Annotated in this window: 24 protein-coding genes and 2 tRNA genes; 8 read left to right on the top strand and 18 right to left on the bottom strand. The window is 57.5% G+C overall.

Features of this window, described 5'->3' with window-relative positions; all coding sequences use genetic code 11:
- Positions 1-218 precede the first annotated feature (218 nt).
- From EPD60_RS11425 to EPD60_RS11415, 3 genes are all read right to left on the bottom strand, one after another.
- Positions 219-292 (bottom strand) — tRNA-Pro (locus tag EPD60_RS11425).
- A 76-nt stretch (positions 293-368) separates the two neighbouring features.
- Positions 369-1,289 (bottom strand): hypothetical protein, encoded by a 921-nt coding sequence (locus EPD60_RS11420; protein ID WP_131449574.1) that lies wholly within the window; start codon positions 1,287-1,289, stop codon positions 369-371.
- Positions 1,290-1,419: 130 nt separating this feature from the next.
- Positions 1,420-1,508, bottom strand: a tRNA-Ser gene (locus EPD60_RS11415).
- Positions 1,509-1,642: 134 nt separating this feature from the next.
- On the opposite strand from EPD60_RS11415, the gene EPD60_RS11410 reads away from it, so the two are divergent.
- Positions 1,643-1,840: a hypothetical protein gene (locus EPD60_RS11410; RefSeq protein WP_131449573.1), complete on the top strand. Its 198-nt coding sequence runs from the start codon at positions 1,643-1,645 to the stop codon at positions 1,838-1,840.
- 93 nt (positions 1,841-1,933) lie between these two features.
- Here EPD60_RS11410 and dnaA read toward each other — a convergent pair whose 3' ends face one another.
- The 3 genes from dnaA to EPD60_RS11395 form a co-directional block, all read right to left on the bottom strand.
- Positions 1,934-3,367: a chromosomal replication initiator protein DnaA gene (dnaA, locus tag EPD60_RS11405; protein ID WP_131449572.1), complete on the bottom strand. Its 1,434-nt coding sequence runs from the start codon at positions 3,365-3,367 to the stop codon at positions 1,934-1,936.
- A 130-nt stretch (positions 3,368-3,497) separates the two neighbouring features.
- Positions 3,498-4,439: a bifunctional metallophosphatase/5'-nucleotidase gene (locus tag EPD60_RS11400; protein WP_131449571.1), complete on the bottom strand. Its 942-nt coding sequence runs from the start codon at positions 4,437-4,439 to the stop codon at positions 3,498-3,500.
- The gene (locus EPD60_RS11395; protein ID WP_165871513.1) at positions 4,429-5,178 is read right to left on the bottom strand and encodes a 5'-nucleotidase C-terminal domain-containing protein; all 750 of its coding nucleotides are present in this window, start codon (positions 5,176-5,178) and stop codon (positions 4,429-4,431) included. The genes EPD60_RS11400 and EPD60_RS11395 overlap by 11 nt, the downstream gene beginning before the upstream one ends.
- A gap of 185 nt (positions 5,179-5,363) precedes the next feature.
- On the opposite strand from EPD60_RS11395, the gene EPD60_RS11390 reads away from it, so the two are divergent.
- Positions 5,364-6,923, top strand: a complete 1,560-nt coding sequence (locus EPD60_RS11390; RefSeq protein WP_131449569.1) for an NAD(P)/FAD-dependent oxidoreductase — start codon at positions 5,364-5,366, stop codon at positions 6,921-6,923.
- A 270-nt stretch (positions 6,924-7,193) separates the two neighbouring features.
- On the opposite strand, the gene EPD60_RS11385 is transcribed toward EPD60_RS11390, so the two are convergent.
- Positions 7,194-8,198, bottom strand: coding sequence for a zinc dependent phospholipase C family protein (locus EPD60_RS11385; RefSeq protein WP_131449568.1), 1,005 nt, complete (start codon positions 8,196-8,198; stop codon positions 7,194-7,196).
- 150 nt (positions 8,199-8,348) lie between these two features.
- On the opposite strand from EPD60_RS11385, the gene EPD60_RS11380 reads away from it, so the two are divergent.
- From EPD60_RS11380 to EPD60_RS11365, 4 genes are all read left to right on the top strand, one after another.
- Positions 8,349-9,284, top strand: a complete 936-nt coding sequence (locus EPD60_RS11380) for an ABC transporter ATP-binding protein (RefSeq protein WP_131449567.1) — start codon at positions 8,349-8,351, stop codon at positions 9,282-9,284.
- Positions 9,285-9,293: 9 nt separating this feature from the next.
- Positions 9,294-10,610, top strand: a complete 1,317-nt coding sequence (locus tag EPD60_RS11375; protein ID WP_131449566.1) for an ABC transporter permease — start codon at positions 9,294-9,296, stop codon at positions 10,608-10,610.
- A gap of 361 nt (positions 10,611-10,971) precedes the next feature.
- Positions 10,972-11,649 carry a hypothetical protein gene (locus EPD60_RS11370; RefSeq protein WP_131449565.1) on the top strand — a complete coding sequence of 226 codons (678 nt, stop codon included), beginning with the start codon at positions 10,972-10,974 and terminating at the stop codon, positions 11,647-11,649.
- Between the two features lie 66 nt (positions 11,650-11,715).
- Complete coding sequence (locus EPD60_RS11365) at positions 11,716-12,270, top strand: 2'-5' RNA ligase family protein (protein ID WP_131449564.1); 555 nt, start codon at positions 11,716-11,718, stop codon at positions 12,268-12,270.
- A gap of 103 nt (positions 12,271-12,373) precedes the next feature.
- Here EPD60_RS11365 and EPD60_RS11360 read toward each other — a convergent pair whose 3' ends face one another.
- The 4 genes from EPD60_RS11360 to EPD60_RS11345 form a co-directional block, all read right to left on the bottom strand.
- Positions 12,374-12,784, bottom strand: coding sequence for a carboxypeptidase-like regulatory domain-containing protein (locus EPD60_RS11360; RefSeq protein ID WP_131449563.1), 411 nt, complete (start codon positions 12,782-12,784; stop codon positions 12,374-12,376).
- A gap of 38 nt (positions 12,785-12,822) precedes the next feature.
- Entirely contained in the window at positions 12,823-13,770 is a 948-nt protein-coding gene (locus tag EPD60_RS11355) for an NAD(P)H-dependent flavin oxidoreductase (protein ID WP_131449562.1), read from the bottom strand.
- A 106-nt stretch (positions 13,771-13,876) separates the two neighbouring features.
- Positions 13,877-14,308 carry a DUF4293 domain-containing protein gene (locus tag EPD60_RS11350; protein ID WP_131449561.1) on the bottom strand — a complete coding sequence of 144 codons (432 nt, stop codon included), beginning with the start codon at positions 14,306-14,308 and terminating at the stop codon, positions 13,877-13,879.
- Between the two features lie 56 nt (positions 14,309-14,364).
- Positions 14,365-15,642, bottom strand: coding sequence for a serine hydroxymethyltransferase (locus EPD60_RS11345; RefSeq protein ID WP_131449560.1), 1,278 nt, complete (start codon positions 15,640-15,642; stop codon positions 14,365-14,367).
- 196 nt (positions 15,643-15,838) lie between these two features.
- Here EPD60_RS11345 and EPD60_RS11340 point away from each other — a divergent pair, with 196 nt between their 5' ends.
- On the top strand, positions 15,839-16,831 hold the full coding sequence (locus tag EPD60_RS11340) for a sugar phosphate nucleotidyltransferase (RefSeq protein WP_131449559.1): 993 nt from the start codon (positions 15,839-15,841) through the stop codon (positions 16,829-16,831).
- 126 nt (positions 16,832-16,957) lie between these two features.
- Here EPD60_RS11340 and EPD60_RS11335 read toward each other — a convergent pair whose 3' ends face one another.
- The 3 genes from EPD60_RS11335 to EPD60_RS11325 form a co-directional block, all read right to left on the bottom strand.
- Complete coding sequence (locus EPD60_RS11335) at positions 16,958-19,150, bottom strand: TonB-dependent receptor domain-containing protein (protein WP_131449558.1); 2,193 nt, start codon at positions 19,148-19,150, stop codon at positions 16,958-16,960.
- Between the two features lie 153 nt (positions 19,151-19,303).
- A complete protein-coding gene (locus tag EPD60_RS11330; protein WP_131449557.1) occupies positions 19,304-21,589 on the bottom strand; it encodes a M56 family metallopeptidase in 2,286 nt (761 codons plus the stop codon).
- Positions 21,586-21,948, bottom strand: a complete 363-nt coding sequence (locus EPD60_RS11325) for a BlaI/MecI/CopY family transcriptional regulator (RefSeq protein ID WP_131449556.1) — start codon at positions 21,946-21,948, stop codon at positions 21,586-21,588. Before EPD60_RS11325 ends, EPD60_RS11330 begins: the two co-directional genes overlap by 4 nt.
- A gap of 238 nt (positions 21,949-22,186) precedes the next feature.
- Here EPD60_RS11325 and EPD60_RS11320 point away from each other — a divergent pair, with 238 nt between their 5' ends.
- The gene (locus EPD60_RS11320) at positions 22,187-22,495 is read left to right on the top strand and encodes a hypothetical protein (RefSeq protein ID WP_131449555.1); all 309 of its coding nucleotides are present in this window, start codon (positions 22,187-22,189) and stop codon (positions 22,493-22,495) included.
- 56 nt (positions 22,496-22,551) lie between these two features.
- On the opposite strand, the gene EPD60_RS11315 is transcribed toward EPD60_RS11320, so the two are convergent.
- The 4 genes from EPD60_RS11315 to EPD60_RS11300 all read right to left on the bottom strand — a co-directional run bounded on the left by EPD60_RS11315 (position 22,552) and on the right by EPD60_RS11300 (position 26,912).
- Positions 22,552-24,486 carry a protein-disulfide reductase DsbD family protein gene (locus EPD60_RS11315; protein WP_131449554.1) on the bottom strand — a complete coding sequence of 645 codons (1,935 nt, stop codon included), beginning with the start codon at positions 24,484-24,486 and terminating at the stop codon, positions 22,552-22,554.
- Between the two features lie 95 nt (positions 24,487-24,581).
- Entirely contained in the window at positions 24,582-25,028 is a 447-nt protein-coding gene (locus tag EPD60_RS11310; RefSeq protein WP_131449553.1) for a protein-disulfide reductase DsbD domain-containing protein, read from the bottom strand.
- Positions 25,029-25,118: 90 nt separating this feature from the next.
- Positions 25,119-25,799: a phosphoribosylformylglycinamidine synthase subunit PurQ gene (purQ, locus tag EPD60_RS11305; RefSeq protein ID WP_131449552.1), complete on the bottom strand. Its 681-nt coding sequence runs from the start codon at positions 25,797-25,799 to the stop codon at positions 25,119-25,121.
- A gap of 129 nt (positions 25,800-25,928) precedes the next feature.
- Positions 25,929-26,912 carry a DUF6427 family protein gene (locus EPD60_RS11300; RefSeq protein WP_131449551.1) on the bottom strand — a complete coding sequence of 328 codons (984 nt, stop codon included), beginning with the start codon at positions 26,910-26,912 and terminating at the stop codon, positions 25,929-25,931.

The following is a 26,912-nucleotide window of genomic DNA, read 5'->3' as shown; positions in this document are numbered from 1 at the left end:
AAAAAGAGAGCCGTAATGACTCTCTTTTTGTCTGGAAGACAGGATTCGAACCTGCGACCCTCCCGCCCAAGGCGGGATGCGCTAGTGGGCATAAAAAAAGAGCCTCACAAAGACGCTCTTTTTGTCGGGAAGACAGGATTCGAACCTGCGACCCTCCCGCCCAAGGCGGGATGCGCTAGTGGGCATAAAAAAAGAGCGTCACAAAGACGCTCTTTTTGTCGGGAAGACAGGATTCGAACCTGCGACCCCCTGGTCCCAAACCAGGTGCGCTACCGGGCTGCGCTACTTCCCGAAACCACTATCGCAACAGCGGCAAGGGGCTGCAAAGCTAGTCCTTTCGCGAGGATAAATCAAAAGTGTTTCGGCACTTAATTGTAAACGAGCAGGTGGTGCACCGTTTGCGACACACCGCCGCCGCCACGGATCTCGGTTATCCGCACCGGGAAGCCGTCGGCACGCACATAGGGCCGGTACTGCACGGTTTCTGTTCCCCCGCTCACGGGAACCTGACCGGCTGCCCAATAATGGTAATCGGAGCTGGTCTGTGCCGGAAGCGTTGGTCCTGAAAACTCGACAGAAGAATAGACCGACAGGTAATGATCTGCCAGCTCGTCGCCCACCATTTTGTACACGCCATAGAAGGGGTTCGGGACCACGCTCGGGGTAATGTTCAGGTCGTAGCGGTGATAGAAAAGATCGGGTGTATTGTGCCATTCCTGTACGGAATCGAGCTGGCGCAGGGTATAAAGACCCACACGGGTCAGCCAGCTGCGCGACTCCTGGTGCGTCGTATCCGCCACGCCCCCGCTTTCCGCAACCAGCAGGACGGTATCGGCAATATAGCTGCTATGGTAGGTACGGCGGCGAACGCGGGTTTCCACGTCGCCGTTATCCCGGTGCAGGCGCGACGAGTCATAAACCAGCACACCGTTCTCGTGGCGATAGGTGATCGTATCGAAACGCTGGTAGCCGCCGCTTCCGTAATAGTGCCAGTAGACGATGCTGCGGGCCGCGAGCGTATCGGTGCCGTATTCGAAATGGCGGCGAACAAAATGAGCGGTGTCGCCGGCACGGTTCAGGCCCAGGTCAACAATCTCAAGGGTACGCCCCTGGGCGTCGTAAGTGATGGATTGCCGGTTAACGGTATCGGAACGGCCACTGGTGGAGTCAACCGTATATACGTAAGCCAGTTGTGGTGCTGCATAAACGGCGGGCGAGGTGGAATCGGTCAGACGGCGGCAGGAGACCGCGGCCAGCAGCACCAGGGCCGCCAAAAGGAAGCTTCTCATAAGCATGTAGATAGACCCTAAAATTAAGGAACTCGGGCGAGATGCGCGGAAACGGCGGCAATGGGTGCGTCAATGCGCGGTTGCGGACACGAAAAAGCCCCGACGGTTGTCGGGGCCAGTTCTTCAACTGCGGTGAGGGCGGGATTCGAACCCGCGGTACAGTTTAACCCGTACGGCAGTTTAGCAAACTACTGATTTCAGCCACTCATCCACCTCACCAATCCGTTTGCAGGGTGGCAAAAATAGGGATTTCAGGAAAACACGCAATAAAAAATCCTTTAAAAAAAGTACGATGCGCCTCTTTTTCGGCCGGTCGGTACCATTGTTGTAGCTCTTTAGGAAACGGCATGACTATGAAGAACAAGCAGCAAGAGCCGAAGGTCCCCGTCAGCAACGAGGGCCGCGGCGAAAAGAAGAACAAAAGGCAGGAGCGCCACCTGACTGATGACGGCCGCGAATCGAGCAACGGTAAGGTAAGAGGCGTTGAAGGCAAGGACTATGTCATCCTTTCTTCCGGACTCGGGATCGATGAGTCGGAAGTAACCGGCTAAGCAATACCTGTCTTAGGAGTGCCGGGACACACCCGGCGATAAAAATGCCCCGCGTAAGCGAGGCATTTTGTATTAAAGCCGTTTAAAAGCATTTTAGAGTGCGGCCAGCTGTACTTTTTGCTGCAGCTCCACCACGTGTTCCCGGAAACCCGAATCAGTATCCATCAGGTCTTTTACTGTCTGGCAGGAGTGGATCACCGTAGTGTGGTCGCGGCCGCCGAAGTGCTCGCCGATGCTCTTGAGCGAGTTTTTCGTAAAGGCCTTGGCCAGGTACATCGTGATCTGGCGCGCCTGTACGATCTCGCGCTTGCGCGTCTTCTGAAGCAGCTTTTCGTAGGGCACCTCGAAGTAGTCGCACACCATCTTCTGGATGGTATCGATCGTGATCTCCTTGCTCGACGACTTCACGAAGTTGCGCAACACCTTCTTGGCCAGTTCGAGGTCGATCTCCTTGCGGTTGAGCGAACTCTGCGCCAGCAGCGAAATGAGCGCGCCTTCGAGCTCACGCACGTTGTTGTTGATATTATAAGCGATGTATTTCACCACTTCCGGTGGCATCTCGAGCCCGTCGTTCTTCATCTTACGTTCGAGGATCTCGATGCGGGTCTCGTAATCCGGCACCTGGATGTCGGCGCTGAGGCCCCAGCGGAAACGGCTCAGAAGTCGCTCCTGCACACCTTCCAGGTCTTTGGGTGCCTTGTCGGAGGTGAGCACGAGCTGCTTGCCGCTCTGGTGCAGGTGGTTGAAGATGGAGAAGAACGCATCCTGCGACTTCTCGGCCTTATTGAAGAACTGCACGTCGTCGATGATCAGTACGTCGATCATCTGGTAGAAGTGAATGAAATCGTTGATGGCCTGGTTGCGGCTGTGATCGATGAACTGGTTGATGAATTTCTCGGAAGAAACATACAGCACCACCTTGTTGGGCTGGTTGCGCTTTACCTCGTTGCCGATGGCCTGTGCGAGGTGCGTCTTACCAAGACCAACATTACCATAGATCACCAGCGGGTTGAAGGAGTTGGCACCGGGCTTTTCCGCAACGGTCTTGCCGGCGCGGCGCGCCACGCGGTTGCAGTCGCCCTCGATATAAGCATCGAATGTGTAATTCGGGTTGAGCTGCGGGTCGATCTGCATCTTCTTCAGACCGGGAATCACAAACGGGTTTTTCACCGGCGTGTTGATCACGAGGGGAAAATCCATTTCGTTGCCAGCAAAAGACTTGAAGCCCTGGCCAGCCATATCAACCGTTACCGGCTTGTTGTAGTTGTTGCCGCCATCGACCATGATGCGGTACTCGAGCTGCGCATCCTTGCCCAGCTCACGCTTCAGCGTCTTGGCCAGCAGGTTCACGTAGTGCTCCTCGAGGTATTCGAAAAAGAACTGGCTCGGAACCTGGATGATCAATACATTCTCCTTCAGCGCAACCGGCTTGATGGGTTCGAACCAGGTTTTGAAATGCTGCCACTCCACGATGTCTTTGATGATCGTCAAGCAATTGTTCCAAACAAGTTCAGCATTCTTCTCCATGCAGTTCAAGCAGTTTATATTGAGTTAGGACTTTATCAACGCAATGCCCACAATTCACAACCCGTGGATAACTAAATTTTTTTTAGTCGGGAGAACGAAATTGACCCAAAAGAAAGTCAGAAAAAAATTTTTATGATCCTGTTTTTTTCGTAACTAAAATCGACTGCGAACCTGCCAAATTTTTCCCTTTCTTTTTTTCAAAAACAAAGTCAAGCCGACCGAGCTGGATGCCCGCCCAGCCTACCTGGTTGATCAGGATATCATCACCCCTTTTATTTTTCATCACCTCGGGCTGCTCCATGAACGTGTGCGTGTGCCCGCCGATGATAAGATCGATGTTTTCGGTTGCCGGTGCCAGTCTGCGGTCGGAGATGCGGTTGTCGCTATCGTATTTATAACCGAGGTGCGACAGGCAGATCACCAGGTCGCAGCCTTCGGCCTTCAGTTTCGCGGCGGTTTCGTTGGCCTTTTCTACCGGGTCGAGGTACTTTGTATTGGCCCAGAGATTTGCCGGTATCAGCCCATCGCCGTTGATGCCCACGCCGAGCACACCGATCCTGAGGCCGCCCTTGCGGAAGATCCTGTAGGGCACATAGCGGTTTTCCATGGGCGTTCCCGTAAAGTCGTAGTTCGAAACGATCATCGGGAAAGATGCATGGTTGGAAAGCTGCGTGGCCAGGTCTTCCAGCCCGGCGTCGAAGTCGTGGTTACCGATGGTGGTGGCATCATAGCCCATGGAGCTCATTGCGCGGATCTCCGGCTCGCCTTTATATATATTGAAGTAAGGCGTTCCCTGGAAGATATCGCCGGCATCGAGCAGCAGCACGTTTGCCTCCTCGGCGCGGATCTTTTTGATCAGCTCGCTGCGCGCGGCCACACCGCCGAGGCCCTGGTTCTTGCCGCCATCCATCGGGAAGGGGTCGATGCGGCTATGCGTATCGTTCGTATGCAAAATGGTGAGGCGCTTCGGGGCCGCATCCGCTTCTTCGGCCGCACGGGCGATCGAAGGACCGAGCAACAAGGCGCCGGCGGCAAGTGCAGACTGCTTCAGGAATTTTCTTCTAGGGTACATACACACGTTTTTCTTCGTTGGCAGTAATATTCTTTCCCTGGCTCTTCAGGTATTTGATGTAATCGAACAGCGCATCGCGCTGCAGGTAGCCGACGCTTTGCTGCGGGATCGACTTGAGCATGGCCGCCTGGTCGCCGCCGTTGGCTACATAGTCGGAGTTTACCAGGGTATAGGTGCGGTTCGGGTCCAGCGGGGCACCGTTGATCATCACGTTGACAGCCTTGCCGTCGCGGATCTCCATGGTAATCCCGTGCACCGGCCAGCCCTTGCCTTTCGCGGTAAGGTCAAGCAACTCCTGCAACACCGAGCCGGGCACCTTTTGCAGCACCAGCAGGTTGTCGAAAGGCATCAGCTCGAAGATCTTGCCGCGCGTTACCGGGCCGGCGGCAAGCTGGGTGAGGCGGATGCCACCATAATTGAGGATACCAGCGTCGGGCTTTATACCGAAAGATTTTTCAGCACCATAAAAAAAGGCGTCGACCATGAAATTGCCGAGCGCTCCCTCGGGTTGTTTTTTATCGAGTGCTTTTTCAGCAGTGCCCACCACTTCATTCATGCTCCGGTCTACGCTGTCGCGGTAAGGCTGCAGCAGGCGCACAAGGCCGCTGTCGACCGGCCGCTGCGTGGTGATGCGGTAGCCGTCCCATTCCGTACGCACCGGCTTCTGTACGGAGCGGCAGGAAAAGGCGAAAAGCAGGAGGGCCGGGAAGAGCGCTCCGCGATATCTTTTTGTCAACATACTCATGGGGTAAAAAGGGAAACTTGCGGGGTCAAAGTACACAAGTTTTCAACATAATAAAGTGTTGTTTTCGCTGCTTCCGGCACCATTGCTGCTGCCGGCGGTTTTAACAGGGCCTGGTAGCTCCGGCTGGCCGGAAAACCGCAACTTTGCAGCAACAATTTTTCAGGATAAAAACCTGACCTATGCCCAAAGAGATCCTCCTCCGCATCCGCCCTTCCGAGGCGGCCGATGAAACGTCGGTGCGCCGCCATGCTGCGGAAGCACTTGCACTCAAACCCGACCAGGTAAGCGGCGTACAGCGCCTCCGCCAGTCGCTCGACGCCCGCGGCCGCCAGGCCTGGCTCCAGATCAGGGCGCTGGTATTTATCGATGAACCCTTTGTTCCGCTGACACCCTTTCAACTGGAACTTCCCGACGTTTCGAAAGCACCGAAGCAGGTGATCGTAGTGGGCGCGGGCCCGGCCGGCCTTTTCGCCGCCCTGCGTCTTATGGAGCTCGGCATCCGTCCCATCGTGCTCGAGCGGGGCAAGGACGTACGCGCCCGCCGCCGCGACCTGGCGGCGATGAACAAGGAAGGCGTCGTGAACCCCGAAAGCAACTATTGCTTCGGCGAAGGCGGCGCCGGCACCTATAGCGACGGCAAGCTCTACACCCGCAGCACCAAGCGCGGCGACGTGCAGCGCATCCTCGACCTGCTGGTGCAGTACGGCGCCGACGACCGCATCCGCTACGAGGCGCACCCGCATATCGGCACCAACAAGCTGCCGCACATCATCACCGCCATCCGCGATGCCATCATCGCCCGCGGCGGACAGGTGCTGTTTGAAAAAAAACTCACCGGTTTCAAAATAGAAAAAGACCGCGTTACCGAAGTGCACACCGCCGACGGCGACACGCTGCCTGCCGACGCGGTGCTGCTGGCAACGGGCCACTCCGCGCGCGATATCTTTTCGCTGCTGCAGCAAAAAGGGCTGCAAATCGAATTCAAACCATTTGCCCTCGGCGTGCGCATCGAGCACCCGCAATCACTCATCGACCAGGGACAGTACCACTGCGATATCCGTCCTGAATGGCTGCCGCCGGCGGCTTACAGCCTCGTGCAGCAAGTGGAAGGCCGTGGGGTTTTCTCGTTTTGCATGTGCCCGGGCGGCATCATCGCCCCCGCCGCCACGGCGCCCGGCGAGGTGGTGGTTAACGGCTGGTCGCCGTCTAAACGAAACAACCCCTACGCCAACAGCGGGATCGTAGTAAACATCACCGAAGCCGATATCCAGGCCTACAGCAAGATGGGACCGCTGGCCGGCGTCGGCTTTCAGAGCGAGGTGGAACAAAAGGCTTTTGCAGCCGGAGGCGGAAAGCTCGTAGCGCCGGCGCAGCGCCTGGTGGATTTCACCAAGGGCATCCACTCCCCTGCCCTGCCCGACTGCAGTTACCTGCCCGGCATTCATTCCGTTGACCTGCGCTCGGTGCTTCCGGGCTTCGTTCATGCCTCGCTGCAGCAGGCCTTTAAAGAGTTCGGTCGCAAGATCCGCGGCTATCTCACCAACGACGCCGTGGTGGTCGCTACCGAATCGCGCACCTCTTCACCGGTGCGCATCCCGCGCGACAACGACACGCTGGCCCATCCCCAGGCAAGCAACCTCTACCCCTGCGCCGAGGGCGCCGGCTATGCGGGCGGCATCGTTAGCGCCGCGATGGACGGAGAGCGGGTGGCGACGCAGATAGCGGCGGTTTTGGCGTAGAAGGTTCTGAGGTTTTGGGGTTCTAAGGTTCTGGGGTTGGTTTGTGAAGCCGCTGGTAAGTAGCGAAGCGACAGCGTAGCTGTCATTGCGAGCGCAGCGAAGCAAACTCCCCACCTGAAGACGGAACGCAGCAGTAAGAGACTCGCCTTGTAAACGCTTTCCTTTTCGAACACCCTGCGTAACTTAGGAGGTTGCTTCGCTGCGCTCGCAATGACGACAAAAGCCTCGCTCTGCGAGGCTTTTGTCGTATCAAGCTAAAACTAAAATCAATCAGTCACCACTTCCGCCTTCTTTCTGGTTCTGCCGTGCGCGCAACAGTCCATCCTTCAGCAGCTGGCCGGTTTTGTAAGAGATCAGCTCCTTTGCCCAGGCAGCACGCTGCTCTGCCGAATGGGGCGCCTTCATCAAACCTTCCAGTGAAGGCTTGCCGGCATCCACCCACGCCGTGTACCAGAAATCGGAAACGAGGTGCGCGCTTTTCAGCAACTGGGTGTTGATGCTGTTGCCCAGTCGTGCGGCATACGCCTTTGCAAATGCAGAAGAATAGCTGCGCGACTCGCGGCCGTTCCGCATCTGTACGCGGTACTTCGTGGAGTCGGTGAACTCTTTCGTCACTTCCTTCTCCAGTGAGAACATCTGCGGAAGCAGGGCATTTGATTCACGCACCGCTTTCCAGATCGCTTCTTCCGGCTTTTTGATATAGGTCGCCTTGTGCTCTTCGTAAAGGTTATAGTTGGCGAGCTCGATCTCCGGGATGGTGCTTTCCCAGAGCGAATGCATGCCTTTCTGTCCGCTCAGCTGCCCGTCGTGGTTCTCGGTGGTATGAAGGGGAACATGGGCGTCTTCGATATAGTGCGCCAGGTCGGCCGCATAGTAAAGAATGCTGTCGCGGTTGCCGTTACGGAAAGCCTCCGTAAGCTTGTTCTTCTGGTCGATGACCCAATAGGGCACAATGCCGTTCTTCTTCAGACTGTCTTCGCCGTACTTCGCCACGGCGCCCTTCCAGTCGTGCGGCATCGTGTTGATCGCATCGGCTCCAAAACGCTCGATATCGATAAAGTGCTTGGGGCCCTCCGTCGGATCGCTGTTGCGGCGCTGATCGGGACGCACCGAATAACGCACCAGGTAATCGAGGTTTTCGTGGAAAAAGTATTGCAGGTTTTCGGGAAGCTGGTAAACGGCAAGCTGCGTGGTGGTGCGGTGCACCAGGAAGCCCCAGCTGCTGAGGGCGACAACTGCCAGCGCGAGTAAGCCGAAAAGGCGGGTAGATTTCATGAAGAAAGTTTGGCGCGAAGTTCTTCCATTCCGGCGGGATGCCCAAGCGGGCGGGCCCATTTCGTCCTCCCGAACCCGGCTTTTGTCAAAATTTTTACACGAGGCCTTAACTTAAGGGTAGTTTCACATCCTCTAAAACTTCAACCTGCTATGATCCTCGAATTGCGTCACCTCGTAAAGCACTATGCCACCCAGAAGGCGGTCGACGACATCTCCTTCTCCGTGGAAGCGGGCAGCATCTTCGGACTGCTTGGCCCCAACGGTGCCGGTAAGACCACCCTCATCCGCATGATCACCGGCATCATCCTTCCCGACCACGGCGAGGTGATCTTCGAAGGCAAGCCCTTCGATCCCATCCGCGACATCGCCCGCATCGGCTATATGCCCGAGGAGCGCGGACTTTATAAAAAGATGAAAGTAGGCGAGCAGGCGATCTACCTGGCGCGCCTCCGCGGCCTCAGCTCCGACGCGGCTTACAAGCACACCCGCGAGTGGTTTGAGCGCCTGGAGATGCAAAGCTGGTGGAATAAAAAAGTGGAAGACCTGTCGAAAGGCATGTCGCAGAAGCTGCAGTTCGTCACCACCATCGCCCACAAGCCGCGCCTCATCATCCTCGACGAACCCTTCAGCGGCCTCGACCCCGTAAACAGCAACGTGATCAAGGAAGAGATCTTCCGCCTGGCACAGGACGGCGCCACGGTGATCTTCAGCACCCACCGTATGGAGCAGGTGGAAGAAATCTGTAACAACATCATCCTGGTCAACCAGGGCCGCAAGATCCTTGACGGCAGTATCAGGGAGGTAAAGCAACACTTCAAAGAAAATCTCTTCCAGATCGGCTTTGAAAGCCTGCCTTCTATCCTCGAAGGACCCGGCTTCGCCGTTGTAGGCGCCGTGCCGCGCGAGCCGATCCTCACCGTGCGGATGGATGAAGACGCATCACCCAACACCGTGCTGCAGTTCTTCATGCAGCAGGGCTGCACGATACGCTCCTTCAACGAGCTGCTGCCTTCGCTCAACGACATCTTTATCCGCCTGGTGGAAGGCACGCCTGCCGCCCGTCAGTTCCAGGCCTTCAACGCATAAACCAAAACCATGAACAAGATCGCCATCATCATAAAGCGCGAATACCTTACCCGGGTACGCAAGAAATCGTTTATTCTCTCTACACTGCTCACGCCCCTCGTTTTCGTGCTGCTGATCGGCACCACGACCTTCTTCACCATGAAGAACGTGCGCAATGAAAAAGTGGCCGTCGTCGACCCGAACTCCGTACTGAAGAAAGGACTCGAGTCCGGCAAGATGGTTACCTACGGCTTCGAGCCCGGCGCCGATACCGGCAACTATGTAAAGAAAGGCTACACGGCACTGCTGCTGGCTCCGCGCGTGGGTATCAACAACACCGATCACTTCAAGGTGATTTCGGAAAACAGCCTGAGCCGCTTTGCCAACGACCGTATCGAAAACGACATCACCCGCACCATGGAGAACAATATGATCTCCGAGCAGCTGAAGGTAGACCCGGCCCGCATCGACTCCATCAAGAAGGTAGCTGAAAAAGTAACGGTCGACCAGGTGAAGCGCGAAGACATCGGCCAGGCCAACCAGGGCTCTTTCAACGTGCAGAGCGGCATCGGCTACATAACCGCCTTTCTCATTTATATCATGCTGTTTGTATATGGCATGATGGTGATGCGCGGCGTGATGGAAGAAAAAACGAACCGCATTGCCGAAGTCATCGTTTCCTCGGTGCGCCCCTTCGAGCTGATGCTTGGTAAGATCGTGGGCATCGGCGCGGTGGGCCTTACGCAGTTCCTGATGTGGATCGTGCTGCTGACGGTTATCGGTACCGTCATGACCGGGATGGTGTCGCCCGAAGTTGCGGAAGGCATGCAGCAGGGAGGTGGGATGCCGATGAGCGGCCAGAACCGCGAGGCGATGGAAGCGATGCGCGCCATTACGGCCCATATGGCAACCATTAACTGGGGGGTGGTCATCAGTTGTTTCCTTTTCTACTTCCTCGGCGGCTACCTGTTTTACGCGGCGCTCTTCGCGGCCGTCGGCAGCGCCGTCAACGAAGACCCGCAGGACGTGCAAAGCCTGACCATTCCCATCACGATGCCGATCATCGTTGGTATCATTATCATGGTCAACTCAATAAACGACCCCAGCAGTCCGCTGGCTACCTGGGCAAGCCTCATTCCCTTCACTTCGCCCATCGTAATGATGTCGCGCATTCCCTTCGGCGTCGGCTCCACGGTTCCCTACTGGCAGCTGGGACTTTCGATGCTCCTCCTTATCGGTGGCTTCCTCCTTACTACCTGGTTTGCCGGAAGAATCTACCGCACCGGCATCCTGCTGTACGGCAAAAAGCCGACCTGGAAGGAGATGGTGAAGTGGATCCGGAAGTAAATGTCAGGTGTCTGATGTTAGATGTTAGATGTTACCTCTATACGAAGGCGTCGCTTGCGCGACGCCTTCGGCGTCATTGCGAGTGGAGCGAAGCAAACTCCTCAATTACGCAGGATGTCCGGAGCCAGGAAACTCTGCGACTGAAGCTCTTGGTAGCTTTGGTCAGTCTTAAGGTCGGGGAGTTTGCTTCGCTCCGCTCGCAATGACAGGGAGGAATGCGCTTCGCGCGTTCCTCCCTGTTTCCGTGGTTTCCGCGTTTTCCGCGTGCCTGTTAAAAAATTCCAAATCCGGATTCCGCGTTTTCTTATTACGAAAACAGTCGTAATATTGTACGAAACATTTCGTCAACAAAACCATTATTATGAAGACCCTTGCCTTCGCTTTAGCTGTATTAATCGCAACGGGAAGTTTTGCACAGGATGCCCCGAAAGCACCTAAGGCCCCGAAAGCACCCGCCGCGCCCCGCACCGAGAAGAAAGTCCGCAACTTCGACGACGTTGAAGCCGAGCTGGATCGGGCAGAAAAGTCGCTCAACCATATCGAGCTGCCGACGCCACCGGCAGCACCCGAGGCCCCGCGGGCGGAAATTGACCGCGCCGAGCGCGAGATGGCCCGGGCTGAGCGGGAACTGGCGGCCAATGAACACATCACGCGGAAAGAACTCGCTGCCACCCGCCGCGAGATGGCCCGCGCACGCACCGAAATGGCCCGGGTGCGCGAGAGCGAGCTGCCCCGCATGCAGGAAGAAATGAAACGCGCCCGCGTTGAGATCGACAAGGCAAAGGTCGAGATCGTCAAGGCCCGCGCGGAGATGAAGGAATACGAGGCTTTTGAGCAGACCCTGATCAAAGACGGACTGATCGATAAAGACAACTACAGGATCGAGCACCGCGACGGCGGGCTGTACCTCAACGGCAAGAAGCAGTCCGATGAAATCTACAACAAGTACCGCTACTTCCTCGACAAGCACAAGCGCTTCAACTGGAGGAAGAGCGCCGACGAAGGCCTGAACATCCAGAATGGCGACGATCGCATCTGAGCATCCCGATATGGAGCCGGTTCCGGCGGAAGCCTCGTCCCGTACCTTTGGTGCGGGACGTTTTTTATGCATATATATTACGCAGCGCTGGTGCTGCCTCCCGAACTCGATGCCCGCATCCTCCCGATGAAGCAATGGATGCGGGAACAGCACGGCTGCAAGGTCGGGCTCAAATCGCCCGCGCACATCACCCTGCTTCCTCCCTTCTGGATGAACCCTTCGCTCGAAGAAGACCTGCGCACCGACATGAACAGCTTTGCTGCCACGCAGCCGTCCCTGGAGATTTGCACGTCGGGCTTTTCGGCTTTCCGGCCCCGCACGCTGTTTATCGACGTAGTGGCAGATGAAGCGCTGAAAGCCCTGAAGAGCTCCTGCGACAATTGGTTTCGCCCGCGCGATCAATATGGCATCAAGATCGAGAGCCGCCCTTTTCACCCGCATATTACCATCGCCACCCGCGACCTGCACAAAGCGGCCTTCGCCGCAGCCTGGGCACATTTCGGGCAGCAGTCATTCCACGAGTGCTGGACGGCGACCGATATCAGCATCCTGAAGCACAACGGGCAGGGGTGGGATGTGTGGCACCGGGTAGCGTTCGGTAGCGTCGATGCACGTCGTTAGCCGTGAGCGCTGATGCCTGATTACGAAGAAAGGATGCCGATGGCATCCTTTCTTCTTTACCGCGCATTGCGGGCTGACGGCTCACGGCTAACGGCTAACGATCTCACTGGAATTCGAAAAAGTGCGCCGGGCCGGGAGTAAAGTCGTAGGTAGAATGTTCTTCAAGCAGTACGTTGAGCTCCGAGGCCTGATCGACGCGCTGGATGGTCTTTTCGCGCACCACCTTGCGGTAACCTGCTTTTTCAAATACAAAAGTGTAGGTACCGGGCTTCAGGTCGTCGAAAGAGAATGAGCCGGCAGCTGTTGTAGTGACTACCTTTTCTTTTTTGTTGGCGCTGTACGCGGTGACCGTCACGTTCGACAAGGGCTTGTGCGACTCATGATGAAATACGCCGCCGGCGACATCGCTCTTGCGGGCATTCTCGTCACCGGCACCCGGTGTGGTGTTGGCAGCATTTGCTGCATAGCTGCCACCGGCAATGAATCCAACCATCATGAGAAGACGAAGTTTCATAATCTTGTTTTTACTGGTCAACGAATACTATCGTAAAGTTATATTTTTTGCAGCGGATTTTCCAATGCCGCCAAAAAATCCTTCCAGACCCTTTCCACGATGGCCCCGGCGGGCTGCACCTCATGTAAGAGGGCGCTCACCTGCCCGATCTCCAGCTCTCCCTCTTCCAGGTCGCCATCGAACATTCCCTTCTTTGCCCGCGCCCGGCCCAGCAATGCGGTCAGCTCATCTTTGTTGGCACCACGGTCTTCGGCCGCCCGCACCGCTTCCGCAAAATGGTTGCGCAGGAGGCGCACCGGGGTCAGTGCCTTTAAAGACAAGCGGGTATCGCCTTCCGCTGCATCGATCACGGCCTTTTTAAAAGCCGGGTGCGCGGACGCTTCCTCGGAAGCCACGAAGCGGGAGCCCATCTGTACGCCCTCGGCACCAAGGGCCATGGCCGCAAACATCTGCCGGCCGGTAGCGATACCACCCGCCGCGATCACGGGGATGCGCACGGCCTCCGCTACCGCGGGGATCAGCACCATGGTGGTCGTTTCCTCGCGACCGTTATGACCGCCGGCCTCAAAGCCTTCGGCCACCACGGCATCACAACCCGCCTCCTGCGATTTGAGTGCGAACTTGCTGCTGCTGACCACATGCACCACCTTGATGCCCTGTTGCTTGAAATGGGCCGTCCAGGTTTTCGGGTTGCCCGCCGACGTAAAAACGACCGGTACCTTTTCCTCGATGATGATGGCAATATGCTGGTCGAGGTCGGGATAAAGCAGCGGCAGGTTTACGGCAAAGGGCCTGCCGGTGGCCGCGCGGCACTTGCGGATATGTTCCCGGAGAATATCGGGGTACATGCTGCCGGCGCCGATGACGCCGAGGCCGCCGGCATTGGAAACAGCCGCCGCCAGCCTCCAGCCCGAGGTCCAGATCATGCCGGCCTGGACAAGAGGATAGTCGATACCAAAAAGTTCAGTGATGCGGTTGCGAAACATGCGGCAAATCTCACGCAGAAAACGCAGAAACCACGGAAGGCCAAAGAAAAAATTAAGGGCTCATCGCTTAAACGAAGAGCCCTTATAATTCCATGATTTCACTGATTTAACGCAGACGATCCATCGACCGGATTAGTTTATCATCCCGGATAATACCACGGATCGCCAGGAACCAGCATACCGGTATGGCGAAATAGAAGATGCAGGAAAGCGCCATGACACCCGTGGCGAAGTTGCCCAGCTGCAGGAAATAAAGCGCCAGCAGGCCGATCGAAAGAAAAAGCCCGATAATGGAAAAACGCAGCTGCATCTTCCGGTTGCCGTACAGGAAGATGGTCACCAACGCAAGGCCGCAGATGACCGCGGTGAGGATCGTCAGCCAGATCGTTGCCAGGGCGTTGAGTTCGGGACCTGGGGCAGGATCGGCAAACGTCGTGGCGCCGGGCTTCAGGGTTCCCGAGTAAAACGGAAAGCGGAATGTAGTAGCGGCGAAGGCGGCTCCGAGCAGGAGCCAGACGCTTTGAATTCGTTGCAACATAGTTCAGGAATGTGCTGATGGATAATGTGCTAATTAGCTAATGAAAACTTCCGGGATCAGATCTGCGGGTAAAGCGCGAAGCCGCCCATCAGGTCTTTCACATCGCCGGCAACCTTGCTGATCGTTGCCGCTTCGTCGATATTCATCAGCACGCGGTCGATGAGCTCCACCACGGTTTCCATATGCGCTTCCTTCAGTCCGCGCGTGGTAATGGCGGGTACGCCGATGCGGATGCCGGAGGTAACGAAGGGGCTTTTGTCGTCGTAGGGAACGGCGTTTTTGTTCAGGGTGATGTGGGCGCGGTCGAGGGTTTCCTGGGCTTTCTTGCCCGTGATGTTCTTGTTGCGCAGGTCGATCAGCATCAGGTGGTTATCGGTGCCGCCGGAGATGATCTGGTAATCGCGGGCTACGAGCGCGGCCGCCATTGCCTGGGCATTGCGCTGCACCTGCTGCGCATAGGCTGTAAAGGAGCCGTCGAGTATCTCGCCGAAGGCAACGGCCTTGCCGGCGATCACATGCTCCAGCGGGCCACCCTGCGAGCCGGGAAACACCGCCATGTCGAGCACGTGGCTCATCATGCGGATATTGCCTTTCGGGTCTTTCAGGCCGAAGGGGTTTTCAAAATCCTTACCCATCAGGATTACGCCGCCGCGCGGACCGCGCAGGGTCTTGTGGGTGGTAGAAGTAACAAAGTGGCAGTGCTCGAAGGGCGAAGCCAGCAGCCCCTTGGCGATGAGGCCGGCGGGGTGCGCGATATCGGCCATCACAAAGGCGCCGATCTCGTCGGCCACGGCGCGGATGCGGGCATAATCCCAGTCGCGGCTATAGGCCGACGCGCCGCAGATGATCATCTTCGGCTTCTCGGTACGCGCTTTTTGCTCGAGCTCCTCGTAGTTGACAAGACCGGTTTCTTTCACCACGGTGTAGAAATGCGGCTCGTACAGCTTTCCGCTGAAGTTGACCGGCGAGCCGTGCGTGAGGTGACCGCCCATGCTCAGGTCGAGACCGAGGATCTTGTCGCCCGGCTTCAGCACCGCCAGCATAACGGCGGCATTAGCCTGCGCGCCGCTGTGGGGCTGCACGTTGGCGTAGTTGCAGCCAAACACCTGCTTGATGCGGTCGATGGCCAGCTGCTCCACTTCGTCGACAAACTCGCAGCCACCATAATAGCGGCGGCCGGGATAACCCTCGGCGTACTTGTTGGTCAGCACGGAGCCCATGGCCTGCATCACCGCGTGGGAGGTGAAGTTTTCGGAGGCGATCAGCTCGATGCCCTGGCGCTGGCGCTGGAGTTCCTTGGCGATAATGTCGAATACGGCGGAATCTTGTTGCATAAGCGGTATTATAAGTAAGCGGGCAGGAGTCGCGCCCGGCCCGGCAAAAATAAGCGCCATTGCCGCACGAAACTGCGCTTTTTAAAAAGCACTAATTTTGCCGGCCCATTCATAATTTAGCCAACGCCCCGGCGTTTTGAGTATCCGGATGGTGAAGTGAAAGGAAGGTGCGCAAGGACCATCTAAAAAGTACTGAATGAAAGCGATCATACCCGTGGCCGGAGCCGGCACAAAGCTTCGACCGCATACTTATACACAGCCCAAGGCCCTCATTCCGCTTGCCGGGAAGACGGTTCTGAGCATCATCGTTGACCAGTTGCGTAATGCCGGTATCAACGAGTTCATCTTTGTGGTGGGCTACCTGGGCGACAAGATCCAGGATTATGTCCGCTACAATTACCTCAATATCAAATCGCACTTTGTGCACCAGAGCGACCGCCAGGGCATCGGCCACGCGTTGCAGCTGTGCGCCGAGATCGTAGGCGGCGACGAAGTGCTGGTGGTTCTGGGCGATACGCTTTGCGAATACGACATCGACACGGTGCTCAAGAGCGAAACCTCCATGCTCGGCGTGAAAAAGGTAGACGACCCGCGCTCCTTCGGCGTGGCCGAGATCAACGCGGAGGGCGAGGTGACCCACGTGGTGGAAAAGCCGCAGATCCCCAAGTCGAACATGGCCCTGGTGGGCATTTACAAGATCCGGGAAACCCGGATGCTGTTCGAATGCATCCTCGCCAATATGGCCCAGGATCTCCGTACCCACGGCGAATACAGCATCACCGATGCCATCGACTGCATGATCCGCAAGGGTGCCACCTTCCGCGCCTTTAAGGTAGACAGCTGGTTCGACGCCGGAAAGCGCGAAACCCTGCTGGAGTCGAATGCCACCCTGCTTAAAAAATTCGGCGGCTCCATGATGTCGAGCCAGGCCTATGAGAACACGGTCATTATCCAGCCCGTACGCATCGGCAAGGGCTGCGATATCCGCAACTCCATCATCGGCCCCAATGTCACCATCGGCGACCAAACCACGGTCGACTCCTCCATTATCAAGAATTCCATCATAGGGTCCTACTCCAACCTCTTCGACATCGTGCTCGACTACTCCATCATCGGCTCCGATACCGGCATCCGCGGCGAAACCCGGACGCTGAACATCGGGGATAATACGGATATCGATTTGGGTTAGGGCAACCGCAGAACAAGGAACAAGGAATGTTCAATAAAGAAGGGAAGTCGGATCTGACTTCCCTTCTTTATTTCTACTTACTTAAATATTCTGCGGTTCCTTGTTCCTTGTTCTTCTGTTGCCTTCCTACGCGCCCGCCCGTCCCATCTCCTCCACGGTCCTTCTCCGCTGCTCATCCACGCGCTGCCCCTTGCTGAAGTTGTAACGCAGCTGGATGTTCAGCCCCTGGAAACGCAGGTACTGGTCGAAATTGTTGATATTGTCGCCGATGCGGGTATCGAAGCGCAGGCGGTGGCTCTGGAAGACATCACTGGCACTTACGCTCAGGTCGAGGTGCGCCATGGGAAAGCTTTTGCGGAGACCGGCGTCGAGCCGGAAATAAGGCTGCATCACATAAAGGCCGCTGAGCCCCTCTCCCACGTAGCGCCCGTTCAGCTCCAGCCGGATGCCGCGCGGCAGCTGCAGAGTGTGGTTCGACTGGAACATCACGAACACATTATCGTTCACCTGCCCGCCGCTTTTGCTGTTTGCGTCAATGCGGTCAGCCAGCATGGTGAGCGTGTTCTGCACATCCCACCAGCGGCGGATCTTGACCGGAATAACCGCCGTGACACCGCACTCCCGCTCGCTGCTTACGTTGCCGGGGTAGTAAATAGTATAGGCGCTGTCGGGCACGAGGCGCGGCAATTCGGCCATAATGTCGCTCGTATATAAATAGCTGAGCGTAATGAGATAGGTTTTTTTGATCGACTGCGTCAGCGCAAAGGAATGCGCATATTGCGGCTGCAGGCCGGGGTTGCCTTCAAACCAGGTGTATGGATCGCGGTACAGCCGGAAGGGATTTAGGTTGCCGTAGTTGGGGCGCTGCAGGCGGCGGCTGTAATTAAGCGTTACACTATAGTTCTCGCTCACCTTCTGCTGGAGAAACACACTGGGAAACAGGTTCGTGTACTGGCGGTTGGTCACCTGCCCGGTGGTGAGCTGCATGCCGCGTGAGATTGTCTGCTCCAGGCGCAGCCCGGCCTGCACCGTCAGGCGCTTGCCCACAGGGATCACACCGTTGACATAAGCCGCGTAGATGTTCTCGCGGTAGCGGAAGTGGTTGGTACGGTGCGGATCAACCACCAGTTCGGGCGTATTGTGAAAATAAAAACGTGCGTCGTTGTCAGACAACACATCGGAGGCGCGCAGACCCGTCTCCACGCGGCGGCCGTTGCCCGCCATCACGGTGGCATCGAGGCGGCCCGAGATGATGTTGTAACCGTTGGGCGACTCCTGGTACAGGAAGTCGGTATACGGACCGCGCCCCACGCTGTCGTAGAAGTTGAGGAAGTCGGCATCGCCGCGGTTACGGATCCGCGCAAAGTCAAAATCGCTGGAAAGCGTGCTGCCCGCGGAGTCGAGCTTGTAAACATAGTGCACGTTGCCCGTCCAGCCCTGCCACACATTCATCATGTAATTGCGCGCGTCAACACGAAGTTCCGGAACCATCGGAGCGCTGCCGATGCTGGTGCCGGAGAGAAACTCCTGCCGCAGGGTGTTCTGGTTGAAATAAGTGGTGATGCCGATGCTGTGGCGTTTGCCGAGCTCCAGCTCCGAGCCGACCCGGAAGGTCGGGGGGCCTTCGTTGTAGTGGCTGGCCGTGGCCACCTGGTCGAAGTAGGTGGTCTTGCCGCCCGACTGGAACACGCGCGTGAAGGTGGCGTCGCGGCCACCCACGCGGCGCATGAGGTCGGTGTTGATGAAAAAGCTCCAGCCACCCTTGCGGTAATTGAGCGAGCCGCCGATTGACCAGCCGCTGTTGTGAAAGTTGGTATTGTAACCCGCGTACAGGGAGCCGTTCACGCCCTGCTTCACCTGTTTTTTCAGGTTGATGTTGAGAATGCCCGAGGTGCCTTCCGCCTCGTACTTCGCCGAGGGGTTGGTGATGATCTCGATATTCTTCAGGTTTTCGGCCGGCATGCCTTCCAGCAGGGTGCGGAGGTCGCGGGCCGAGAGGAAGGTCGGACGCCCGTCGATCTGCACCAGCACACCGCTCCGCCCGTTGAGCTGGATATTGCCTTCGGCATCGATCAGCACACCCGGCGTCCGGCTCAGCACAGCGTAAGCCGTATTGCCGGCGGCAAGTGCCGTATTCTCCACATTTACCACGATCTTATCGGCCTTTTGCTCGATCGCCGGGCGCATGGACTCGATCCTTACTTCCTGGAGATCCTTGTTTTTGGAAAGCTTCGAGGTGTCGGACGAAGCACGGGTGCTATCCTGCGCCTGCACGACCGCTGCGCAGAAAAGAACGAGGGTTGTCAATAATGTCTTCATGTGTGCAGTTTTACGAATTGTTTCGTATTTTAAAGAAACGGCTTTCCCTCCGGCGCTGTGCGCCGTTCATCAAGGAGCCGTAGAATTACGGACAAGCGGTAAAGCGAAAGGGAAAAAAGGGACGCCGGCGGGGAGCACCGTCGCCCCGCGGTATCAATCTACCGAAGCCTTCTGGCCGATGGCCTTGTTGAGGCTCTTGAATTCATAACCCTTGGCCTTCATCTCACGAAGAAAGGCGGGCGTAACACCAACCGACTTGGCACCGATCACGTCGTTGGGACGCACGTCGGTGAAGCCAAAGTCCTGGTATTCCTTCACAAGCTGCGGCGTAACGCCGGTAGCTTTCAGGCTGACATATTGGTTGAGACGCAGTCCTTTGTAGCCAACCGGCTCGAAGCTGCGGATAAACGCCGCATCAACACCCGTCGCCTTCGCGCCCGAAACGTCCGACTCCGAAAGACTGGAAAATCCAAGCGAGCGCAGGCTTTTAATATAGTCGGGAGTAATGCCCAGCGCCTTGAAGCCCGTAATCTTTTTGATAGAGATATCCGGGAAGCCGGCATCCCGGATCGACTGGATATAGGCATCGTCTACACCAACGGCTTTCATGCCTACGATGTCGTTGAGCTCGTCGTTACCGCCGCGCTCGCGCACACGCTCACGCACCTGCTCGTTCATATCGTCGCGCTTGCGCTTGTCAGCTTTTGTGCTTGCGTCTGTATTCACATTGACATTCGTATTAACATTATTATCATCGTCACCGTTGTCGCGCCGGCTACGATAACTGGTGTCGCGCGGCTGCCAGCTTTTGTTTGAGCTGCGCATCGCCTGGATGTATTTGCTGTCGATACCCTGTGCCTTCAGCGGGATAAGGCGACTGGCGGTTACGTTCGGGTATACTTTGCGGATGTCCTCCACGTAGGCTTTGTCAACGCCGAGCGAGCGCAGCGGAATGAGCTCGCTGAGCGGCACATCGTTCAGCCCGGCCTCGCGCAGGGAGCGGATATAGGCGCCGTTTACCCTGAGGGCCGCGAGCGGAATCAGCTCGTCGCGATCGAAATCCTTATAGCCAAGCGACTTGAGCTCGCTGACATAAGCGCGGCTGGCATCCACGAAGAACAGCACCATGCGGTCGCCGGCATCGCCCGGCTCCAGGCCCTGCTGCTTCAGGAAGGCGGCGTAGGATTCATCCGGTACAAACTTGTAGCGGCCCATGCCCTGGTCGCCGTCGAAGCGGCCGGTGAATTCCATGGTGCCGGCATCGCGCTTCAGGGTAAAAGTGCCGGAGCCGTTGCGCGGCAGGTTGCCGAAGTCGGACAGCGCGAAGGAGTTGCCGTTCATCGAGCGCTCGCCGTCATCATCGCCACGGAACTGCATCTGGACCTTATCGCCCTTGATGGTGGCAAACCAGTTGCCCTCGGTGTCGATCGGTTTGTGCGTACGCGCCTTGGTCTTTGTTTTAGCCGCGGGCTGCTGCGCCTGCACGGCAGGCTCGTTGAGCAGGCACATCATCAGTGCCATCAGCGGCAGCAGGAAGAGGTACTTCCAGCTTGTATGCCAGTTGGATTTTTTTGCTTGCATCATGAGAATTCGTTTTTTAAGAAGGGATTGATTGTAATTGGTGGTGAGGCCCAGGGGCAGATGCGGCGATGAAACGCGCAGCAGGCTCATCTGGTAGCTCGACGGGTCGAAGGAGCGGCGCTCCAGCAGCTCTTCGTCGGTAAGAAATTCGAGGTTGTTCTCCAGGGTCTTGCGATAGATCCAGGCAAAGGGATTGAACCACTGAAATACGAGTACGATCTCCGCCAGCAGGATGTCCCAGGAGTGACGGCCGCTGCAGTGCACCTTCTCGTGCTCGAGCACCTGCTGGTAGGTATCCCAGTCGTACTTCTCCGGATTGATGAAAATGTTGTTGGCAAAAGAGCAGGGCGCCACGTCGCCGCTCAGCTCCACGATGCGGTAGCGCCCGTCGCGGATCACCGGGTTGGTGTAAGCGCGGTAGAGCAGCAGGCCCACCTGGAGCAGGAAGTTGATCCCGAAGGCGATCACCCCGAACCAGTAGAGCCAGCCCACCCATTGCAGCACGCGGCCCGCGTCGACCGTTGCGGCCGCCGGCTTTACGACGACTGGCCTGGCGGCCTTTGCATCCGGCCCTTCCGAAGGCTGCGCGGCGCTGAGCGAGCCTTCGCGTCCCGCCAGGTTATCCACCGCATCAGGGATCAGCGGCGCGGTTGCCGGGACCGACGTCTCGGCCGGGGCAGCCTTGCGCAGCGACCACTGTGCCGGCACATGGGCCAGCGGCAGGGCGAAGGCCAGTACCAGGCAAGCCAGCAACACCCAGCGGTTGAGGCGGAAAAAGGTCTCGCGCTGCAAAAACACTTTGTAAAAGGCCAGGCAACCCGCCACCAGCAGGGCCACATGAAGGGTGTAGGGGATCATGGTTTCTGGTTTTTGATGAGTTCAAGAATTTCCTTCAGCTCCTGCTCGCCCAGGTTCTGCTCTTTGGCGAAGAAGGCCAGCATGCGGGGATAGGAGTTGTCGAAATACTGGCTCACGATGTCCTTGAGCGCATGGCTCTGATACGCGTCGCGGCCGACGACGGGTATATAAGCATTCATGTTGCCTACGGCTTCGCGGCGCAGGAAGCCCTTTTCCTCGAGGATCTTCACCATCGTCGCTACACTGTTGTAGTGCGGCTTCGGGTCCGGCAGCAGCGGGATGATGTCGCGGATAAAGGCCTTCCCGAGCTCCCAGAAAGCCTGCATGATCTGTTCTTCGCGTTTCGCCAGCTTGATCATCAGTAAACGTTTTGATAAACCTACTACTAATCGATTAGGAGTTCAACTAATGAATTAGTAGCGGCGACCGGGCTCCACGAGCGGACAAATGGCGGTGACGGGCGGCAGGCGCTCCGGATTGGTCACTTTTTTGCTGCATTTGAAGGGGGTGGCCGGAAAGCTACGCGGCAAAAACGGGTAGTTTCCCGCTGTGGCAAGCCGGCAGCCTTCACTAGTTTTAACCAGTAAATCCAACCGTATGAGAACGATTCTACTTTTATTCCTCGCTTTCCTCTTGGTAACGGCAGCGCAGGGCCAGGCGGTGACTACAGCCGCGCACGTCAACACGGCCCGCCAGGTCCTCAGCATCGAAGCACCGGAAAGCCACCGCGTCACGATCGTGCGCATCATCGATGGCGATGGATCTACGGTACGCACCATTTCCACGGCACCCGGCAGCCTCCTGCGCTTTTCCATCAGCACCCTCCCACCCGGCCGCTACCTGTTACGCACCAACGATCCGGCACTTGCCGAAACCTGGTTTACGAAAGAAAAAGAACCCAGATAACCGCATATAAAAAGGCCTCCCGATGGGGAGGCCTTTTTATATGCAGGACGGTATCGCTATTTACGGAACGCTTCCAGGCCGCAGCGAAGCCACCCGAGGAAGTCCTTCGGATCCTGCGTGTAGGTCTTGGGCCGGGTAAGCGCACGCTCGTCGGGGCTGATAATGGCGTACTGCGGCTGCGATACGGCGAAGAAGTTCTCCGACTGGAAGGTGGCCCATTTATCGCCGACGGTGGTGATATCGCGCTTATCGCCGCGGCGGGCGGTATATTCCTGCTGCTCGGCGGCGGGCAGCGTGCGGCGCTCGTCTACATACAGCGACACCACCACAAAGCTATCCTTCATATATGCGGCAACGGCGGGGTCGGTCCACACGCGCTCCTCCATGCGCCGGCAGTTGACGCAGGCCCAGCCCGTGAAGTCGATGAGCACCGGCTTGCCTTCGGCGCGGGCACGACGCAGGGCGCCTTCGTAATCGTTGTGCAGCGGCTTTACCGCATGGGCCAGCGCCGCGTGTGGCTTGTAGATGCTATAGGTAAGCGGCGGCGGAAATCCGCTGATCAGCGTCAGCCCGGCGCTTGGCACGTTGAACAGGCCCGGGATGATATACACGGTGATGGCCGCGAAGATGGTGACAAAGACCAGCCGCACCGGCCCCATTTTCGGCCGCGGGGTTTTGCGCAGGAGGCCGAGCAGGTACACCACGATGCAGATACCGATCAGTGCCCAGGAGGCGAGGAACACCTCGCGCGGCAACAGGCCCCAGTGCTTCACCAGGTCGGCATTCGATAAGAACTTGATGGCCATGGCGAGCTCGATGAATCCGAACACCACCTTGAGCTCGGTCATCCAGCCACCGCTGCGCGGCATCGATTGCAGCCAGCCCGGGAAGAGCGCGAACAATACAAATGGAAGGCCGAGGCCAAGGCCGAAACCCGCCATTCCTGCGGTGAGCTGCCAGGCAGCGTTGGAGCCGCTGAGCGAGCCGGCGATGAGCGCGCCCAGGATACCGCTGGTGCAGGAGAATGAAACGATGGTGAGCGTGAGCGCCATGAAAAAGATACCCCAGATATCGCTTGCCCCCGACTTGGAATCAACGCGGTTGGCAAGCCCGCTGGGCAGGGTGATCTCAAAGGCACCGAAAAAGGAAATGGCAAACACGACGAACACCACGAAAAACGCCAGGTTCAGCGGCACATTGGTGGAGATATTATTGAGCACCTCGGGCCGGACCTGGAAAAGATGGAAGGGCAGGCTCAGCGCGGTATAGATGATAAAAATGGAGAAGCCGTAGAAAAAAGCGTTGCGCACGCCTTTGCGCCGCGTGGGCGCCCGCTTGGTGAAGAAAGAAACCGTCAGCGGGATCAGCGGGAAGATGCAGGGAAAAAGCAGGGCCAGCAAGCCGGCGCCCAGGCCGATGAAGAAAATGCTCCAGGCGCTTTGATTGGCGGTGCTTTCATCGCCGCAGGGCGATACGGGCTTATTGATGTCGATAGAGGGGATCAGGATGCGGTTGGCAGCCGACACGCCGCCTTCGAGCGCCACCGAGAAAGCGGCTTCCGTGCCCGGGTAAAGTTCGTCGTTGCGACCGTACGTATAGAGCAGCTTCCCGGCAAGGCGGGCGGGCACCGCACCGCTGAATTGGATGGTTGCCCGCCATTGCGCCGGCCCGCGGCTGACGGCCACCTGGGCGCCATCGAAAACCGGGCTTTTCACAAAGCTGCCGGACGGCCCCGCCGCGATAACCGGGGAGGCTTTGATGGAGCTGTCGTTCAACACCAGTTCGGCAAAGACCACATCCCGCACGTTGGCCTGTTCGGGCTGGTACAGCTCCCAGCCGTTGGCGCCTGCCGTTTTAAACTGCAGCTCGTAGGCATTGGGCGCGGTACGGCGGGCGCTGGCCTCCCACTTGAAGGGCGCGGTCTGGCCCAGTGCAACGGATACAGAAAAGAGCGTTATCAGTACAAAAAGAAGGCGGCGCAGGTGCGGCATACACGGTAGTTAAAAAGACAAACGGACTTCATCAGAAATCCGTTTGCAAAACAAGTATAAATCCAGTTAGCGTGCGTGTTGGTCCGTTAGCCGGCTTAATTCAGGTTGATGGTAAACGGAACGTTTTTCGGCGGCAGGCACTTCTCGTCGTTACAGGTCTGGAACTCGAGGCTGCCCGTGACCGCGGTCTTCGCCTTCGCCTTCAGCTTCACCACCTGCACGAAGTCGACGCGGTTGCTGAACTGGTTGGCAGAAACATCCAGCACCTTATCGCGGAATTTTTCCAGTTTGCCCACTTCCTTCACTTTGCCTTCGAAGTTGAGCAGCGGGTTCTTGTTGAAACTGAATGACGTCGGTTGCGCAATGGCATCCTTCGGCTGCGCTTGTGCGTAGAGGTGCCAGCCTTTCTGAATCGTGGCCGTCATATGAACCTCGTAGGTTTTGTCGTTGAGCTTTTTGGTGGTAAAGGTCCAGCTCACCGGGTTTTGCGCCGATGCGGCAACGCCCACAAGGAGGGCCAGTGCGAGTAAAAGATTTTTCATACCGGGTTGTTGAACATCAAAATTCGGTGATAAATGAATTTCGATTTGTTAAGACTTGCAGCGCACGAACGAGGTCCCGTCAATAAAGCTTTAGACGGTAACCGCTTCCTGCAAAGCCGAAAACAACTCACCGAAGATCTTACGTCCATCGGTGTTGCCCAGCGCAAATGAGCAGGCCCGCTCGGGGTGCGGCATCATGCCGAACACGTTGCGGCCTTCGTTGCAGATGCCCGCGATGTTGCGCATCGAGCCGTTCGGGTTGGCCTCCGGGGTGAGGTTGCCTTCCGCATCGCAATAGCGGAACAGCACCTGGCCGTTTGCTTCGAGGGCGTCGAGTGTGGCCTCGTCGGCATAGTAGCGGCCCTCACCATGCGCGATGGGAATCTGGTACACCGAGCCGGCGGCATTCTTTATATGAAGGTTGCGGCAAACGTATTGCTGGTTGTTGTTGCGCAGCAGGGCGCCGGGCAGCAGGTGGCTTTCGCAGAGGATCTGGAAGCCGTTGCATACGCCCAGCACCTTGCCTCCGCGCTTCGCGTGCTCCATCACGCTGGCCATGATGGGGCTGAAGCGGGCGATGGCACCGGTCCGGAGATAATCGCCGTATGAAAAGCCACCGGGGAGAACGATGCAATCGTCGGGACCGAAGGCCGAAAGGTCGCTGTCCTTGTGCCAGAGCATAACGCACTCCTGGCCAAGGTCATGCACCAGGGCATCATACATATCGCGATCGCAGTTGGAGCCGGGGAAGACAACGACACCGAATTTCATAGATAAGGGTTGTTTGAGCCGCAAAGATACGAAGGAAGGGGCGGAGGTTCTAGGGTTCTGGAGTTCTATGGTTTAAAGGTGCGGCTACAGAACCAACCTCAGAACCCTAAAACCCCAGAACCCGGAAGTTCATTTCCGCACCATCGCAATCCCATACTGGAGTGCGAGGATATACATAAGGATCACGAAGAACAGCAGCAGCGACACCCAGTTGCGCGATGGGTAAAGAAAGGCGCAGGCGTGGAACGCCGCCAGCGGCGCGGCCACCAGCAGCCAGGGTGTGTATTGCCCGCTATTGCCAAGAAAGGGAATACCCACCGCCAGCAGCAGCCAGAAGAGCACGAGGCTCCAGTTTTTGCGGGCTTGGATGAGCATCTTGCGCAGGCTTGCCTGCACATAGTACGATCCCAGCAGGAAGGGCATTACCAGGAGCACGATGGCGCCAAGCACCGTATAGGATGCAGGCCGCTCGATCACCTCGAAGTGCAGTTGCGGAACCAGCATTTTCCATTGGAGGCGATCGTACAGAAAGAGAACGATCGCATAGAAATAGGTAGGTGTGAGCACGCCGAGCAGCAGGAGAAACAATTCATTAACGCGCAGCGGGCGCAGCACCATCAGCCCGAGCAGGGCGATGCCCCCGAATAGCAGTGCCGGCGGGTAAAAGAAACCTGCAAGCCCGGTGAGCAGCCCGATGTTGAAGATGCGCCCGCTCGCGTTCTGCGCCCCGTAAAGCCGCAGGGTGAGCACAAAGGCGAGCTCCAGGAGCAGCGCAGCGCAAAGCGGCGCCGACAGGAAGCTCCACTCCGGCACCAGCGAGGTGATGAGCAGGTACGACAGCGCGGGCAGAAAGGTCTGCCGGCTCGTCATGCGGTATTGATTCACCGCGGAATTCAGTATCAGTGCACCGGCAAACAGCAGCACAAAGGCGAGCGCGCCGGGTGCCGCCGCATAGCCACGCCCGATCCAGTCGGCAAGGGGGCGGAACATCGGGCCATCGGTGGGAGCCGTCAGCAGGGCCGTTTGGGTAAACAGCGGCAGCTTCAGCAGGAGCCCGGCGATGAACAGGATGGCGATCGTTCCGGGCGCTTTTTGTTTAAATAGGGCGATCAA

The organism is Flaviaestuariibacter flavus (genome assembly GCF_004337505.1).
Lineage (GTDB): Bacteria > Bacteroidota > Bacteroidia > Chitinophagales > Chitinophagaceae > Flavisolibacter > Flavisolibacter flavus.
This window is presented reverse-complemented; position numbering and strand designations above follow the sequence as displayed.